Here is a 16,008-nt window from a genome sequence, read left to right as displayed (position 1 = left end):
GTGCTCGACGTCGGACGTCATGGGCTCAAGCTAGCGGCCATGGTCAACTCTTGTCCGGCACTTGTTCGGCAGGAGTCCGCTTGCGGCCGAAGAGGTAGATGACCGGGAGGGTGCAGATCAGCGGGCCCAGGATGGCGAGCGGGCGTTCCAGCCACCATCTGAGGTCCGGTGGCACCTCGCCGCCGAGCGTGCCGAAGAACCACCACAGCAGACCCAGCGCGATCGCCATCCCTGTGGTGTGGAAGAGGAACAGCGGCAGGGCGTAGCGGTTGATGGTGCCGTTGACCCGGCGCCACCCGGGCTTCTCCAGGACGCGCTCCATCGACGGCCGCAACACCTCCACCAGGCCGATCTGGAAGAGCAGCAGCGCCACGATGACGAAGGTGGGCGGCGCCATGTTCGACCACTTGTCACCCGGCACCCCGACCATCGAGCCCGGGTAGATGCCCGAGTAGACCAGGCCGAACAGGGCGAACAGCCCGGTCCAGAGGACCCCCACGTCATAGCGCCTGGGCAGGATGACGATCCGGTCGTAGAAGAAGCCGGCCTGGTGGGCCAGCCCCCAGACGATGATCATGTTCAGCCAGCCGACCCACTCGACGCCGTACCGGAAGCGGACCACGTCGATCACCAGGGCGGCGCCGCCCAGCCAGATGAGCGCCAGCACGTCGTAGTGGCGGTGCAGCCACAACGCCACGGGCAGCAGCGCGATCAGCACCAGGTAGACGCCGAGGAACCAGAGCGGGCTGAGCACGAGCAGCACCACCCGCCACATCCACTCGACGTGGAACACCCAGGTCACGACCGCGCCGATGGTGAGCCACACGCCCGACAGCACGAGCGCGGGGGCGGCCAGCGCGCGGATGCGCCGCCAGACGAACCGGCCGATGCCGATGCCGCGGGCCTGGGCGCGGCTCCACGACAGCAGGTGTACGTGGCCGCCGACGTAGAAGAAGAGCGGCAGCACCTGAAGCAGCCAGGTGAGTATCCACAGCCCCGAGGTGAAGCCGAGCGGGCTGGTCGGTTCGGGGCCCTCGGGCTTCCACTGCAGGATGGTGAACGCCCAGTGCCACACCACCACCACGATCAGACTGAGAGCGCGCAGCCAGTCGACATATTTGTCCCGCTGCGGAGTCGCGACGTCGGTCACTTGTCGATGTCACCCACGACGAAGAACATCGAGCCGAGGATCGCCACCATGTCGGCCACCAGATGCCCGGGCAGCATCTCCCGGAGCACCTGGATGTTGCTGTAAGACGCGGAGCGCAGCTTGAGCCGCCATGGAGTCTTGTCCCCCTTGGACACGAGGTAGTAGCCGTTGATGCCGAGCGGGTTCTCGGTCCAGGCGTACGTGTGGCCCTCCGGCACCTTGAGCACCTTGGGCAGCCGCTGGTTGATGGGGCCCGGCGGCAGCGAGCGCAGCCGGTCGACGCACGCGTCGGCCAGGTCCAGCGAGACTCTGAGCTGGTCGAGCAGGATCTCGAAGCGGGCGTGGCAGTCGCCCGCGCCGCGCGTGACCACCTTCACCGGCAACTCGGGATAGGCCAGGTACGGCTGGTCGCGCCGCAGGTCGAGGTCGACGCCGGAGGCGCGGGCGATGGGGCCGCTCACGCCGTACTGCAGGATCTGCTCGCGGGTCAGGACGCCGACACCCTTGGTACGGGCCAGGAAGATCTCGTTGTTCAGGATGAGATTCTCGATGTCGGGCACCCGGCGCCGGGTCTCGGCGACGGTCTCCGACACCCGGTCCAGCCAGCCGTACGGCAGGTCCTCCTTCAGCCCGCCGACCCGGTTGAACATGTAGTGCATCCGGCCGCCGGAGATCTCCTCCATCACGGCCTGGATGCGCTCGCGCTCGTTGAAGGCGTAGAAGATGGGGGTGATCGCGCCCAGCTCCAGCGGGTACGAGCCGAGGAACATCAGGTGGCTCAGCACCCGGTTGAGCTCGGCCAGCAGCGTACGCGCCCACACGGCCCGTACCGGCACCTCCATGCCCAGCATGCGCTCGGCGGCCAGCACCACGCCCAGTTCGTTGGCGAACCCGGCCAGCCAGTCGTGCCTGTTGGCCAGCATGATGATCTGCCGGTAGTCGCGGACCTCGAACAGCTTCTCCGCGCCCCGGTGCATATAACCGATGATCGGCTCGGCCGTGGCGATGCGCTCGCCGTCGAGGGTGAGCCGCAGCCTGAGCACCCCGTGCGTCGACGGGTGCTGTGGGCCGATGTTGAGGATCATGTCCTCGGTGGCCAGCTCTTTCGCCCCGACGCCGATCCCGACCACGCGTTCCGTCATATGGCAATGCTGCCACCGGCAGTCGTGGTGATCCAGCACAGGAAGAGGTCAAGGAACCCTATATCGGCGCATTCCGCCCACTGGACCGGGGAGGAACATCGGGAACGGGGGGAGAAAACCGTGCAAAGAATTCTTTTCGATCTTGCCGCTCTGATCTCGCGGGTGGCGATCGGCGTGATCTTCGTGACCCACGGGTGGCAGAAGATGCAGATCGGGGTACCGGTCACGGCCGCCGCCTTCAACCAGATGGGAATACCGCTGCCGTGGCTCTCGGCCGGGTTCGCCATTCTCGTCGAGACCGTCGGCGGGGTCCTGCTCATCATCGGCCTGCTGGTCCGGCTGGCGGCCCTCGGGCTGGTGGTCGACATGCTGGGCGCGATCATCTTCGTCCACGGCGCCCACGGCGTCCTGATCCAGAACGGCGGCTGGGAGCTCGCCGGCGGGCTGGCCGTGGCCTGCCTGCTGCTCGTGGCTGTGGGCGGCGGCCGGCTCGGCATCGACGGCATCCTGCACAACAGCTACCGGCGGCGCGCCGAGCGTCGCGCGGCCGAGCAGGATCTCGCCGGCCACGCGCCGGCCACCTCCATCAGGCCGGAGGCCCCATCGGAGGCGGACACCGCCCCCAGGCCGGTGCCACCGACCGCCCGGGGCGGTGACATGCGGAACGTCGATGACGTCGTCGCCGACGAGCCGTCACGCGGACGTTCGCCGAGCGCCTGACCTCAGCCCGCCGCGCGAAGGTTCGCCATCGCGCGACCTCAGCGGGCGGCGACGCGGCGGCTGTCGTGCCGCGTCCGTGACCTCAGCGGGCGGCGAGGTCGCGGAGGGCGTCTACGAGGCGGTCCACGTGCTCCTCCGTGGTGCCGATGCCGATCGAGGCGCGGACCGCGGAGGCCGTGTCGTCCTCGCAGCCGCCATCGGCGGTGCCGAGCAGGTGCCGGACGAACGGGTGCGCGCAGAACTTGCCGTCACGCACGCCGATGCCGTACTCGCCCGACAGCACCTCGGCCACCTCGCGCGCCGAGTGCCCGTCCACGACGAACGAGACGATGCCCACGCGCGGCTGGTCCGGCCCCCAGAGCGACAGCTCGCGCACGCCCTCGATCGCGGCCAGGCCGGACCGGAGCCGGGCGATGAGCCGCTCCTCCTCGCGCACCAGCTCGGTCCAGCCGGTCGCGCTGAGCGCGTCGCAGGCGGCGGCCACGGCGATGGCGCCCAGGACGTTCGGGGTGCCCGCCTCGTGACGCGGTTCGGCGTCCTCGTGCCACTCGATGTCCTCGTCGACGGAGCGTACGGCGCCGCCGCCCTTGAGGTACGGCTCGCCGGAGGAGAGCCAGTCACGCCGGCCGACCAGCACCCCGGCCCCGAAGGGCGCGTAGAGCTTGTGCCCGGAGAAGGCGACGTAGTCGAGGTCGAGCGCGGTCAGGTTGAGCCGCCGGTGCGGCACCAGCTGGGCGGCGTCCACCAGGATGCGGGCTCCGTGGCGGTGCGCGATGTGCGCCAGGGCGGCGATGGGCCAGAGCTCGCCGGTGACGTTCGAGGCGGCGGTGACCACGAGCAGCTTGGGGCCGTCGATCCCGGCCAGCGCCTCGTCGGCGGCGCGGACGGCCTCGCCGGGGAAGGCGGGCGGCGCCAGCCGTACGGACCGCTTCCAGGGCAGCAGGGAGGCGTGGTGCTCGGTGTCGAACACGACCGCGGTCGTGCCCTCGGGCAGGCAGCGGGCCAGCAGGTTCGTCGCGTCGGTGGTGTTGCGGGTGAAGATCACGGCGTCGTCGGGGCGGGCGCCGACGAAGGCCCTGACCGTGTGGCGGGCCTGCTCGTAGCGGGCGGTGGTGAGCTGGGAGGCGTAGCCCGCGCCGCGGTGCACGCTGGAGTAGGCCGGGAGCGCGGCGGTGACGGCGGCACTGACCGGCTCCAGACAGGGGGCGCTCGCCGCGTAGTCGAGGTTGGCGTACGTCACCAGCCTGCCGCCCTTGACCGGCACTTCCAGATCGGCGCCCAGTACGGCGGGGATCAGACGGGCGCGCTCGGCAGCCGGCGCGTCGGTGGCCTGAGCGGGCAGGGAGCTGAAGATCGTCAACGTGGACACGGCGAACCTCCTGGGGCCATCGGACCCCCGGAACACCCAGCGAGCCCGCGCTTGCCCACCACACCTCGTGGCGGACCAGGTCTTCACCCGGGGCACCCCGCCGCGGACGCGAGGGTTGCCGGCCAGCAAGCCGGGGCTGTGCGCTGGCACTCATGACCTACATCCGCACTATAACCGACACCCGGCCATGAATCGCAACCGCGAACTTATGCGGCCCCTGCCTCGTTGGTAACTGAAACCCCTGCTGTGAGGAGTACCTAATGCTGGACTGGGTGGCCGACCCTCAGATCTGGATCGGGTTTTTCACCCTGGTCGCACTAGAGATCGTTCTCGGTATCGACAACATCATCTTCATCTCCATCCTGGCCGGGAAGCTGCCGCCGGAGCAGCGCGACCGGGCCCGCGTCATGGGCCTGGCCGCGGCGCTGATCAGCCGGCTGCTCCTGCTGCTGGCGCTGTCGTGGGTGGTCCGGCTGACCACGCCATTGTTCGAGGTCTTCGGCCACGGGATATCGGGGCGCGACCTGATCCTGCTGCTGGGCGGCCTGTTCCTGCTGGCCAAGAGCGTCACCGAGATCGGGCACAGCATGGAACTGAAGGAGGAGGGCGGCAAGGGACGGGCCGTCACCTCGTTCGCCTCGGTGATCGTGCAGATCATGGTGCTGGACGTGGTGTTCTCGCTCGACTCGGTGATCACCGCCGTGGGCATGGTGGACGAGCTCGGCGTGATGATCGCCGCGGTGATCGTGGCGGTGCTGGTCATGCTGTTCGCGTCCGGGCCGATCAGCAGGTTCGTGGACAAGCATCCGAGCATCAAGATGCTGGCTCTGGCGTTCCTGGTGCTGATCGGGGTGGTGCTCATCGCCGAGGGGCTCGGCCAGCACATCTCCAAGGGCTACATCTACTTCGCGATGGCGTTCTCGGTGATCGTGGAGCTGCTCAACATCCGGATGCGGAGCAGGCACGCCAAGCAAGCCTCCTCATAAGATGAAAAAGTGCGCTTCGATCCCTGGAATCCGGATTTTGTTGCCTACCCCTACGGCGCGTACGCGGAGCTGAGGCGTGACGCCCCCGTCAGCTACTTCGAGCCGACGGGGCAGTGGCTGATCTCCCGGCACGCGGACGTGAACGCGCTGCTCAGAGACCGCCGGCTGGGCCGTTCCTACCTCCACGTGGCCACGCACGAGGAGTTCGGCAGGCCGGAGGAGCCGGCGTTCCAGGAGCCGTTCTGGCGGGTGACCAGGGCCGGCATGCTCGACGTCGAGCCGCCGGTGCACACCAGGCTGCGCCGGCTGGTCTCCAAGGCGTTCACCCCGCGCATGGTCGAGTCGCTGCGCCCCCGGGTCAGGGCCATCGCCGAGGGGCTGGTCGGGGCGTTCGTCGAGAAGGGCGGCGGCGACCTGATCGCCGAGGTGGCCGAGCCGCTGCCGGTGACCGTCATCGCGGAGATGCTCGGCGTACCCGAGGCGGACCGGCACCTGCTGCGCCCCTGGTCGGCCGACATCTGCCGGATGTACGAGCTGAACCCGAGCATGGAGTCGCAGCACCTGGCCGCCAAGGCGGCGGCGGAGTTCGCCGCCTACCTCGCGGACCTGGCCCGCGAGCGTGCCGTACGACCGGGCGACGACCTGATCAGCGCGCTCGCGGCGATCGAGGAGCTCACCGAGGACGAGCTGGTCGGTACGTGCGTGCTGCTGCTCAACGCCGGACACGAGGCGACCGTGAACGTGACGGGCAACGGCTGGTGGTCCCTGTTCAGGAACCCCGCCGAGCTGGTACGCCTGCGCGAGGACCGGAGCCTGCTGCCCACGGCCGTCGAGGAGCTGATGCGCTGGGACACGCCGCTGCAGATGTTCGAGCGGTGGGTCCTGGAGGACATCGCGGTGCACGGGGTCGAGATCCCGCGCGGGGCCGAGGTCGCGCTGCTGTTCGGCTCCGCCAACCGCGACGAGACGGTGTTCGCCGACCCTGACCGGCTCGACGTGGGACGGCCGGACAACCCGCACATCTCCTTCGGGGCGGGGATCCACTTCTGCCTGGGCGCGCCGCTGGCCCGCATCGAGCTGATCGAGTCGTTCGGCGCCCTGCTGGAGCGGGCGCCGAAGCTGGAACTCGCCAGCGAGCCGGAATGGAAGCCGGGCTACGTCATCCGCGGCCTGAAGTCCCTCGACCTGACGACGGGTTAGCGCGGCCGTCCGTCGTGGCTGGGATCCCTAGGCAGGAACCCCCTCCGGGGGAGCGGAAGTAGCCGGTCCGTCGTGGCTGAGGTCCTTCGCCGACGGGTCACCGGCGTTCCTGGACGAGCCAGCCGAAGCCGCCGAGCCCTCTCGGGTCGATCAGCTCGCCCTCCTCCGAGGCGCGGGCCAGGGCTCGGAGATAAGCCGTCGGATCGGCATGCGCGAGATCGATGGGCGGACGCGTGCCGGTGACCCCCAGAGCCCTTAGCGCATCGCGCTGTGTGGACAAGCCTGTGGATATCGCACCGGCCCGCCGACCGGCCTCCGCGCACGCGTCGAGCGCCACGTGAGCGGTGATGTCGCAGGTGCCGTCGGGGATGGGCGCGACGACCGCACCATCTCGGTAGCCGGTGAGTGTGCCATGGCACGGACGGTTATCCACAGGGTGTGCATAATCAATGGCCACCGCGCGACCCCTCCTGAGCCGGGTCACCACGGCCGCCCACGCGGCGTCGCGCGGGCACCCGATCTCCCCGCGCGAGCCGATGCGGCCCAGCGACGGCCACCACCGGTCGAGCCAGGCGCGGTCGGAGTCGGGCACCGGGTCGCCCAGCCGTTCCTCACCCGTCTCGGTGTCGACCAGGACCAGCCGCGGCCCGTCGGCCGTCTGCTCGGCCACGTCGAGCGGGACGTTGTCCAGCCACTCGTTGGCGATCGCCAGCCCGGTGATGACGGAGGGGATCCGAGGGCGCCAGTCGATGCTCTTGGGCAGGTCGTCGGGTCTGGGCGAGAGGTCGACGGCGGTGATGTTGAGCCTGGCGCGCAGCCCGGGCTCGGCGGCGTCGAGCACGCGGGCCACCAGGGCGCCCTCTCCGGCGCCGATGTCGACCAGGTCGATGCTCTCCGGGGCGCCGAGGTCGGCGTCGACCTGGGTGAGCAGGGCCAGAACCGCGTCGGCGAAGGCGGCCGAGGCGCTGACCGACGTACGGAAGTGGCCCGAAGGGCGCTCACGGAGGTAGAAACCGTCCTCGCCGTACAGCGCGTACTGCATCGCGGCGCGCCACGTGAGCCACATGCCCTGGACTATCTCACGAAGTAAGCCCCCCCGTAGATCAACGCGGGCGTCGGGTCGTCAACTCGGCGCCCGCCACCACGAGATGAACCCCTCTCCTCATCTCTTCCGACAGGGGGTGCAGGTTTTGTATGCCCTTGTCCCTTTTGTGGGTAACTCAACATGCGGCAAAAGCCTGGTCACGTACGTAGTCGCGAGCGGCCGTTACTCTGGGCGGCAGTGCCATCAGGGTCGACAGGGGTGGACGTCATGGACGCAGGGGATCGGCCGGCGCGGCTGGCCGTGGGCGTGCTGGGCGCGGGCAAGGTGGGTTCGGTGCTCGGTGCCGCACTGGCGCAGGCCGGGCACCACGTGGTCGCCGCCAGCGGGGTCTCCGACGCCTCGCACCGGTGGGCGGCGGAGCGACTCGGCGTACGGCCGACGCGGCCCGAGGAGGTCGTCAAGACGGCTGGGCTGATCCTGCTCACCGTGCCCGACGACGCGCTGCCCGATCTGGTCAACGGTCTCGCGTCGACCGGCGCGGACCTCCAGGGCAAGCTGCTCGTGCACACCAGCGGCGCGTATGGGCTGTCGGTGCTGGAGCCGGCCGCCAGGGCGGGCGCGCTGCCGCTCGCGCTCCACCCGGTGATGACGTTCACCGGGCGGGACGACGACCTCAACCGCATCACCGGCATCTCGTTCGGCGTGACGGCGCCCGACACGCTCAGGCCCATCGCCGAGGCGCTGGTCATCGAGATGGGCGGCGAGCCGGTCTGGATCGCCGACTCCGACCGTGCCCTCTACCACGCGGCCCTGGCCGGGGCGGCCAACCACATGGTCACGCTCATCGCCGAGTCGCAGGAGCTCCTGCGGGGCATCGGCGTGGAGCATCCGGGCATCATGCTCGGCCCGCTGCTCGGCGCGGCGCTCGACAACGTGCTGCGGCTCGGCATCGCCGGGCTGACCGGTCCCGTGGTGCGGGGCGACGCGGGCACCGTACGCAAGCATGTCGACGCGCTGATCCTGGCGGCACCCGAGGCGGCCGACGCCTACATCGCCCTCGCTAGGCTCACGGCGGACCGCGCGCTCGCCGCGGGGCTGCTGAAGCCCGAAGAGGCCGAGCGCCTGCTCGACGCGCTCGGAGGCAACATATGGACCTGATCGTCGCCAAGAACCGTACCGACCTGGTCAAAGCGCGCGGCGAGGGGAGCGTCGCGCTGGTGCCCACCATGGGTGCGCTGCATGAGGGTCACCGCTCCCTGATCCGCGAGGCCCGCGTACGCGCCGACCACGTCGTGGTCAGCATCTTCGTCAATCCTCTGCAATTTTCGCCAAACGAGGATTTTTCCCGCTATCCGCGGACGTTCGACGCGGACCTGGAGGCGTGCCGGGCCGAAGGCGTGGACGTCGTCTTCGCCCCGTCGGTCGACGACATGTACCCCGCCGGCCGCCAGGTCAGCGTCCAGTCGGGCGAGATGGGCACGATCGTCGAGGGCGCCGTCCGGCCCGGCCATTTCGACGGTGTGCTCACGGTGGTGCTCAAGCTGTTCAACCTCGTCCAGCCCGACGTGGCGGTCTTCGGGCAGAAGGACGCCCAGCAACTCGCCATGATCCGCAGGATGGTCGCCGACCTCGACCTGCCGATCGACATCGTCGGCGCGCCGACCGTCCGCGAGCCCGACGGCCTGGCGCTGTCGAGCCGCAACCGCTACCTGTCCGCCGACGAGCGGCAGGTCGCCCTGACGCTCTCCAGGGCCCTGCGGGCGGGCGCGGCGGAGTCCGTCCCGGCCAGGATCCGGGCGGCGGCGCTGGCCGTGCTCGAGGGCGCGGCTCCCCAACTCGCGCTCGACTATCTGGTGCTCGTCGATCCGGCCACGTTCGCCGAGGTGAGCGAGTCTTACCGGGGCGAGGCGGTGCTGGCGGTGGCCGCCAAGGTCGGCACCACCCGGCTGATCGACAACGCCGTCCTGTCGCTCGATCCGGCCTGACAGAGGCATCGCCACAGCTCTACGCGTACCTGGAGGACTGAGCCACCCCCCGGAGGCACCACCTTCGCCCGTGGGTTATCGTCATGTTGACGAAATCGCCTCAATGAGGAGACTCCATGAGTGCACCGGCGATTCCCCTCCGACTGACGGCCCCCGATCCCGGCTGGATCGCCGAGGCGGACGTGGTCGTCGTGGGCTCCGGCATCGCGGGGCTGACCGTGGCCCTGCGCTATGCCGAGCTGGATCCCGCGGCCAAGGTCCTCGTCGTCACCAAGGACGTACTCTCGTCCGGGTCGACCCGGTGGGCCCAGGGCGGGATCGCGGCGGTGCTCGACCCGCGCGACAGTCCCGACGAGCACCTGAGCGACACGCTGATCGCCGGAGTGGGCCTGTGCGACGTGCGGGCCGTACGGACGCTGGTGACCGAGGGGCCGGGCGCGCTGCGGCGGCTGATGGAGCGCGGCGCCCGGTTCGACCGGACCCCCGACGGCGAGCTCCAGCTCACCCGGGAAGGTGGCCACCGGCGCGACAGGATCGTGCACGCGGGCGGCGACGCCACCGGGGCCGAGGTGCAGCGGGCGCTGGCCGAGGCGGTCAGGGCGGGCGCGGTGGAGGTCATCGAGCACGCGCTGGTCCTCGACCTGCTGACGGACGCGCGCGGCCGGGCCAGAGGCGTGACACTGCACGTCATGGGCGAGGGCGCCCGCGACGGCGTGGGCGCGGTGCACGCGCGGGCGGTCGTGCTGGCCACCGGCGGCATGGGGCAGGTGTACGCGGCCACCACGAACCCCGTCGTCTCCACCGGCGACGGCGTCGCGCTCGCGCTCAGGGCGGGGGCCGTGGTGCGTGACATCGAGTTCGTCCAGTTCCATCCCACGGTGCTGTGGCTCGGCGAGGAGTCGACCGGGCAGCAGCCGCTGATCTCCGAGGCGGTCAGGGGTGAGGGCGCCTTCCTGGTCGACCACGAGGGCCGCGCGTTCATGAACGGCGTGCACGAGCTGGCCGACCTGGCCCCGCGCGACGTCGTCGCCAAGGCCATCATGCGGACGATGCGCGAGAGCGGGCAGAGCCACGTCTTCCTCGATGGCCGCCACTTCGGCGCGGACCGGTGGAAGACCCGCTTCCCCACGATCTACGCGGTCTGCCGCGAGCACGGCATCGACCCGGCCACCGAGCCCATCCCCGTCGCCCCGGCCGCCCACTACGCCAGCGGCGGGGTCAGGACCGATCTGCACGGCCGTACCTCCATCGAGGGCCTGTACGCGTGCGGCGAGGTCGCGTGCACGGGCGTGCACGGCGCGAACAGGCTCGCGTCCAACTCGCTGCTGGAGGGCCTGGTCTTCGCCGAACGCATCGCCGCGGACATCCACGCGTCGGTGCAGCCGAAAGAGGCGCCGGGCGAGGTGGTCGCGAGCCGGGCGGCCACGGGCTTGGCCGACCCGCGGATCCGTACCAAGGTCCAGGCCCGCATGAGCGGGGGAGCGAGCGTGCTGCGCAGCCGCGAGTCGCTCGCGGAGACGGCGCGGGCGCTCCGCGACGCCCGCTGGACCCCGGTCCAGGTCCAGCCGTGTACGGAGTCGTGGGAGGCCACGAACCTGCTGACCGTCGCCACCGTGCTGGTCGGCGCCGCCCGGGCCCGGCTGGAGACCCGCGGCTCGCATTGGCGAGAGGACTTCCCCGACCGAGACGACAATGACTGGCTGGGCCACCTGGACGTGACCCTGACCGAGGAGGGGCCCCAGATGACGTACACGCCGCACGGCGACACCACGCCGCCGCGACTGGCGCAGGAGCTCGCCGCCGCCGGGCTGGATCCGGCGGAGATCGACGCCTTGATCGACCGGGCGCTCGCCGAGGACCTGCAGGAGGCGGGCGACGTGACGAGCCTGGCCACCATTCCGGCGGAGCAGCGCGCGATCGCCGACGTGGTGGCCCGCAAGGACGGCATCGTCGCCGGGCTGGCCGTGGCCGAGGCGGTGTTCGTCCGGCTGGGCGCGGCCCGTACGGAGCGGCGGGCCAAGGACGGCGAGCGCGTCCGGGCGGGCGACGTACTGATGACCGTGGAGGGCCCGGTCAGGGGCCTGCTGACGGCGGAGCGCACCGCGCTCAACCTGCTCACGCACCTGTCCGGCATCGCGACACTGACCGGCAGGTGGGTCGAGGCGGTCAGCGGCACCCGGGCGAGGGTGCGTGACAGCCGCAAGACGCTGCCCGGACTGCGGGCGCTGGAGAAGTACGCGGTGCGCTGTGGCGGCGGCGTCAACCACCGGATGTCCCTGTCGGACGCGGCGCTGATCAAGGACAACCACGTGGTGGCCGCCGGCGGCGTGGCCGAGGCGTTCCGCGCGGTGAGAGAGCGCTATCCGGAGCTGCCGATCGAGGTGGAGGTGGACCGGATCGACCAGCTCGGCCCGGTGCTCGAAGAAGGCGCCGAGGAGATCCTTCTCGACAACTTCACGGTCGAGGAGACCGCCCAAGCCGTCCACATCGTGAGAAATCGGGCGAAGCTTGAGGCTAGTGGAGGGTTGACCTTGGAATCGGCCCGTGCTGTGGCCGAAACTGGCGTTGACTACCTTGCGGTGGGAGCGCTCACGCACTCGGCGCCGGCCCTCGACATCGCACTGGATCTACGGGGGTAATCGATGCTGCTAACGATCGACGTCGGCAACACGCACACGGTGCTCGGCCTGTTCGAGGGCGAGGAAGTCATCGAGCACTGGCGGCTGGCCACGGACGCCCGCCGCACCGCCGACGAGATCGCGGTCGTGCTCCAAGGGCTGCTCGCCCAGTCTCCATTGCTCAAGGGAGCCGATGTCAGCGGCATCGCGATCTGCTCGACCGTGCCGAGTGTGCTCAACGAGATGCGCGAGATGTGCCGCCGCTACTACGGCGACGTGACCGCGGTGATCGTGGAGCCGGGCATACGTACCGGCGTGCCCGTCCGCATGGACAACCCCAAGGAGGTCGGCAGCGACCGCATCGTCAACGCACTGGCGGCCATCGACCAGTACGGCGGCCCCTGCGTCATCGTCGACTTCGGCACCGCGACCTCGTTCGACGCGGTGTCGGCCAAGGGCGAGTACATCGGCGCGGTCACCGCGCCCGGCATCGAGATCTCCGTCGACGCCCTGGCGGCGGCGGGCGCCCAGCTGCACAAGGTGGAGCTGGTCAGGCCGCGCTCGGTCATCGCCAAGAACACCGTCGAGGCGCTCCAAGCCGGCATCATCTACGGCTTCGCGGGCCAGGTCGACGGCATCGTGGAGCGGATGACGGCCGAGCTGGCCGACGACCCCGACGAGGTGACCGTGGTGGCCACCGGCGGGCACGCGGCGCTGGTAGTGGGCGAGTCGCGCTCGATCGACGTGCACGAGCCGTGGCTGACGCTCATCGGCCTGCGGCTGATCTACAACCGGAACACGACATGAACAAGCGGCCCCCCGCTCGGGTGAGGGGGCCGCTTGCGTTCGTGGACTGTCGCTACCTGGCCGGTTACTCGGAGTCGCCGGTGTACAGGTCGCTCCAGCTGCCGCAGTTGCGCGGGTAGGAGCCGTGGAGGTCGATCTGGCAGACCTTCACGCGGAGGCTGGAGACGTCGTCGCTGTCGAAGGAGAAGCGCTTGAAGGCCGGGTAGCCGCAGTACTTCTTGGTGTAGACCGTCGACCAGTTGTCGTCGAAGTCGCTGGCCTGGAACTTCACGTACGCGCACTTGCCGCCCTCGTCGTAGCTGCGGTGGTCCAGGTCCCAGAGCTTGCCCTTGACGGTGATCGTGTTCGACTCGTGGTCGTCGTCGTTCCAGTCCACGCTGACCCAGCCGGAGGCCTTGGCCTGGTAGTGCTGCGAGTAAACCGGGCCCCAGGAGTCGGAGTCCGCGGTGCTGGCGCTGGCGGCCGAGGGCAGCGCTAAGGCCAGCGCGCTCGTGGCGGCGACGGCGGCGAGGCCGGTCGCGAGCTTCTTCATCATGATCTCTCCTTGAGCTCCCCCTGGGCCGGCGCCTTGCCGGTTCCCCCCTGAGCTCGATGTGTCATTGGTACGGGAGAGCTCTTGCAGTCACCCTGCAGAGAGGTGACGAGCCCTTGCAGTTCGCCATATCCCCTACTCTTTGATGCTGTGAGCGACGAACTTCCCGAGCAGATGCGCATCCGGAGGGAGAAGCTCGACCGCCTTCGCAGTGAGGGCGTCGATCCTTACCCGGTGACCTTTCCCCGCACGGCGACCAACGCGGAGGTCAGGGAGAAATACCAGGCCCTCGACCCGGACACCGCGACCGGTGACAAGGTCGGCGTCGCGGGCCGCGTCATGCTCAACCGCGTGGGCGGCAAGCTCTGCTTCGCCACACTCCGCGACGGCAGCGGCGACCTGCAGGTGATGATCTCGCTCGACAAGGTCGGCGAGGAGTCGCTGGCGGCCTGGAAGCGCGACGTCGACCTGGGCGACCACGTGGGTGTGGAGGGCGAGGTCATCACCTCCCGCCGCGGCGAGCTGTCGATCCTGGCCGACCGCTGGCAGATCACCGCCAAGTGCCTGCGCCCGCTGCCGGAGAAGCACGTCGGCCTCACCGACCCCGAGGCCCGCGTACGCCAGCGCTACGTCGACCTCATCGTCAACGACGAGGCCCGGGAGATGGCCCGCGTCCGCAGCGCCACGGTGCGCGCGGTGCGCGACTTCTGGCACGAGGAGGGCTACCTCGAGGTCGAGACGCCCATGCTGCAGCCGATCCACGGCGGCGCGGCGGCCCGGCCGTTCAAGACCCACATCAACGCGTACAACATGGAGCTCTACCTTCGCATCGCGATCGAGCTCTACCTGAAGCGGCTCGTGGTCGGCGGCATCGAGAAGGTCTTCGAGATCAACCGCAACTTCCGCAACGAGGGCGCGGACTCCACGCACAACCCCGAGTTCACCATGATCGAGGCGTACGGCACCTACCTCGACTACAACGACATGGCCGACCTGACCCAGCGGATGTACCAGAAGGCCGTCGTGGCCGCTCTGGGCACCTCTGTGGTCGTCCACGACGGCGTCGAGGTGGACCTGGGCATCCCCGAGTGGCCGCGCATCACCCTGTACGGGGCGGTGTCCGAGGCGCTCGGCGAGGAGATCACCACGGAGACCCCGCTGGAGCAGGTCCGGAAACTCGCCGACGGGCGTGAGATCCACTGGGACCCGAAGTGGGGCCAGGGCAAGCTCGTCCAGGAGATCTTCGAGGCCCTCGTCGAGCACACGCTCATCCAGCCGACGTTCGTCATGGACTACCCGCTGGAGACCTCCCCGCTGACCCGCCAGCACCGCGACAACCCGCTGCTGACCGAGAAGTGGGACCTCATCGGGTTCGGCACCGAGCTGGGCACCGCCTACTCCGAGCTCGTCGACCCGGTCGAGCAGCGCCGGCGCCTGGTGGAGCAGTCGCTGCTGGCCGCCGGGGGCGACCCGGAGGCCATGCAGCTGGACGAGGACTTCCTGCAGGCGCTGGAGTACGCCATGCCGCCCACGGGTGGCATGGGGGCCGGGATCGACCGGATGATCATGGCTTTCACCGGCAAGAGCATCCGGGAAACGATCTTGTTCCCGCTGGTCAAGCCGACCCACTGACCCGCCTGCCGCCGAAGAGTGTCGGCCCGGCTCCCACGCCGGGCCGTACCGGCCGCTGTCGGGTTGACAGCGGCCCGATCTCCTGCGGCGAGTAGGAGAACGCGGGCGGCGGCGTTCGCCAGTCCCTTAACGCGGGGAGCGGGCATCTCCCGGCCGCCTGCGCCGAGTGGCTTCTCCCTCTGGCGCATGAACCGTTCATGGTCTTTGGCGGGCGCTGCCGACCCGGCGGCGCGGGGGTACAAAAGACTGCCCTAAGCAGCCACATTTCCGATATTTCGCATATTGAATGCGAAGAATATTCGCGTTTTACGGATTCGGCGCTCAGCAGGTTCGCGGCGCTCTTGGGGAGCGGGCTGGAGCCGTTGTAAGGGCGCCTGTGATCCTTCATCGGGCCCCGAAGTGTGCCGACATATGGCGAGTACTTCACATACAGCCGATCATGTCAATGGCGATGGTCAGAGGGCGGTATCCGCTGGCTTGACGACCTTTCCAGAATGCGTTTACCGTCTGCGAGACGAGCTGCAGCTCTGCTCGGACATAGACGTCTCGAGTTCTGCTGTTGGGGGGAGGGCTCCCGATGTATGTGCTCACTGAGAGCGTCGAGCTTAGCCACGCGGATCTGGCGTTGCTGGCGGAGCTTGCCAAGGGGGTCACGGTTGATCGGGTTGGCAGACGACTGGATATCAGTGGACGCACGGTACGCCGGAGACTTCGGGGTATCTGCGACCGCATCGGCGTCGCCACCGCGATCGAGGCCGTGGCCTGGGCCGCCCGCCGCCAGCTCATCTGACCGTTCGACCGGCCCAGCCGCCCGGGCCCCAG

At 69.7% G+C, this 16,008-nt stretch carries 14 protein-coding genes and 1 riboswitch; of the genes, 9 read left to right on the top strand and 5 right to left on the bottom strand.

All coding sequences use genetic code 11. The annotated features are described in order from the left end of the window. Positions 1 to 43 precede the first annotated feature (43 nt). Both AB0B64_RS10205 and AB0B64_RS10200 read right to left on the bottom strand, forming a co-directional pair. A complete protein-coding gene (locus AB0B64_RS10205) occupies positions 44 to 1,150 on the bottom strand; it encodes an acyltransferase (RefSeq protein ID WP_358176200.1) in 1,107 nt (368 codons plus the stop codon). Beyond that, positions 1,147 to 2,292, bottom strand: coding sequence for an NADH-quinone oxidoreductase subunit D (locus tag AB0B64_RS10200; RefSeq protein WP_357938789.1), 1,146 nt, complete (start codon positions 2,290 to 2,292; stop codon positions 1,147 to 1,149). Before AB0B64_RS10200 ends, AB0B64_RS10205 begins: the two co-directional genes overlap by 4 nt. A gap of 120 nt (positions 2,293 to 2,412) precedes the next feature. On the opposite strand from AB0B64_RS10200, the gene AB0B64_RS10195 reads away from it, so the two are divergent. Then, positions 2,413 to 3,012: a DoxX family protein gene (locus AB0B64_RS10195; RefSeq protein WP_358176197.1), complete on the top strand. Its 600-nt coding sequence runs from the start codon at positions 2,413 to 2,415 to the stop codon at positions 3,010 to 3,012. Between the two features lie 82 nt (positions 3,013 to 3,094). Here the strand turns inward: AB0B64_RS10195 and AB0B64_RS10190 are convergent, their stop codons facing one another. After that, the gene (locus AB0B64_RS10190) at positions 3,095 to 4,354 is read right to left on the bottom strand and encodes an aminotransferase class V-fold PLP-dependent enzyme (protein ID WP_358176900.1); all 1,260 of its coding nucleotides are present in this window, start codon (positions 4,352 to 4,354) and stop codon (positions 3,095 to 3,097) included. Between the two features lie 69 nt (positions 4,355 to 4,423). Continuing rightward, a riboswitch (SAM riboswitch) is annotated at positions 4,424 to 4,539 on the bottom strand. A gap of 102 nt (positions 4,540 to 4,641) precedes the next feature. Here AB0B64_RS10190 and AB0B64_RS10185 point away from each other — a divergent pair. Further along, a complete protein-coding gene (locus AB0B64_RS10185; protein WP_357938793.1) occupies positions 4,642 to 5,367 on the top strand; it encodes a TerC family protein in 726 nt (241 codons plus the stop codon). Positions 5,368 to 5,376: 9 nt separating this feature from the next. After that, positions 5,377 to 6,567 carry a cytochrome P450 gene (locus tag AB0B64_RS10180; RefSeq protein ID WP_358176194.1) on the top strand — a complete coding sequence of 397 codons (1,191 nt, stop codon included), beginning with the start codon at positions 5,377 to 5,379 and terminating at the stop codon, positions 6,565 to 6,567. Between the two features lie 97 nt (positions 6,568 to 6,664). Here the strand turns inward: AB0B64_RS10180 and AB0B64_RS10175 are convergent, their stop codons facing one another. After that, positions 6,665 to 7,633: an SAM-dependent methyltransferase gene (locus AB0B64_RS10175; protein WP_358176191.1), complete on the bottom strand. Its 969-nt coding sequence runs from the start codon at positions 7,631 to 7,633 to the stop codon at positions 6,665 to 6,667. Positions 7,634 to 7,879: 246 nt separating this feature from the next. Here AB0B64_RS10175 and AB0B64_RS10170 point away from each other — a divergent pair, with 246 nt between their 5' ends. The 4 genes from AB0B64_RS10170 (at position 7,880) to AB0B64_RS10155 (ending at position 13,022) form a co-directional block, all read left to right on the top strand. Then, positions 7,880 to 8,770 (top strand): DUF2520 domain-containing protein, encoded by an 891-nt coding sequence (locus AB0B64_RS10170; protein WP_357938799.1) that lies wholly within the window; start codon positions 7,880 to 7,882, stop codon positions 8,768 to 8,770. Next, positions 8,761 to 9,597 (top strand): pantoate--beta-alanine ligase, encoded by an 837-nt coding sequence (gene panC / locus AB0B64_RS10165; RefSeq protein ID WP_357938800.1) that lies wholly within the window; start codon positions 8,761 to 8,763, stop codon positions 9,595 to 9,597. Before AB0B64_RS10170 ends, panC begins: the two co-directional genes overlap by 10 nt. 116 nt (positions 9,598 to 9,713) lie before the next feature. After that, entirely contained in the window at positions 9,714 to 12,236 is a 2,523-nt protein-coding gene (locus AB0B64_RS10160; protein WP_358176188.1) for an L-aspartate oxidase, read from the top strand. Positions 12,237 to 12,239: 3 nt separating this feature from the next. After that, positions 12,240 to 13,022 carry a type III pantothenate kinase gene (locus AB0B64_RS10155; protein ID WP_357938804.1) on the top strand — a complete coding sequence of 261 codons (783 nt, stop codon included), beginning with the start codon at positions 12,240 to 12,242 and terminating at the stop codon, positions 13,020 to 13,022. Positions 13,023 to 13,086: 64 nt separating this feature from the next. Here the strand turns inward: AB0B64_RS10155 and AB0B64_RS10150 are convergent, their stop codons facing one another. Then, positions 13,087 to 13,557, bottom strand: coding sequence for a hypothetical protein (locus AB0B64_RS10150; RefSeq protein WP_357938806.1), 471 nt, complete (start codon positions 13,555 to 13,557; stop codon positions 13,087 to 13,089). 147 nt (positions 13,558 to 13,704) lie between these two features. Here AB0B64_RS10150 and lysX point away from each other — a divergent pair, with 147 nt between their 5' ends. Together lysX and AB0B64_RS10140 are read left to right on the top strand one after the other, a co-directional pair. After that, positions 13,705 to 15,186 carry a bifunctional lysylphosphatidylglycerol synthetase/lysine--tRNA ligase LysX gene (gene lysX / locus AB0B64_RS10145; protein ID WP_357938808.1) on the top strand — a complete coding sequence of 494 codons (1,482 nt, stop codon included), beginning with the start codon at positions 13,705 to 13,707 and terminating at the stop codon, positions 15,184 to 15,186. A gap of 577 nt (positions 15,187 to 15,763) precedes the next feature. After that, positions 15,764 to 15,976 carry a LuxR C-terminal-related transcriptional regulator gene (locus AB0B64_RS10140; RefSeq protein ID WP_357653940.1) on the top strand — a complete coding sequence of 71 codons (213 nt, stop codon included), beginning with the start codon at positions 15,764 to 15,766 and terminating at the stop codon, positions 15,974 to 15,976. Positions 15,977 to 16,008: the final 32 nt, after the last annotated feature.

It is taken from the genome of Nonomuraea sp. NPDC049129, assembly GCF_040648495.1.
Taxonomy (GTDB): Bacteria; Actinomycetota; Actinomycetes; order Streptosporangiales; family Streptosporangiaceae; genus Nonomuraea.
This window is presented reverse-complemented; position numbering and strand designations above follow the sequence as displayed.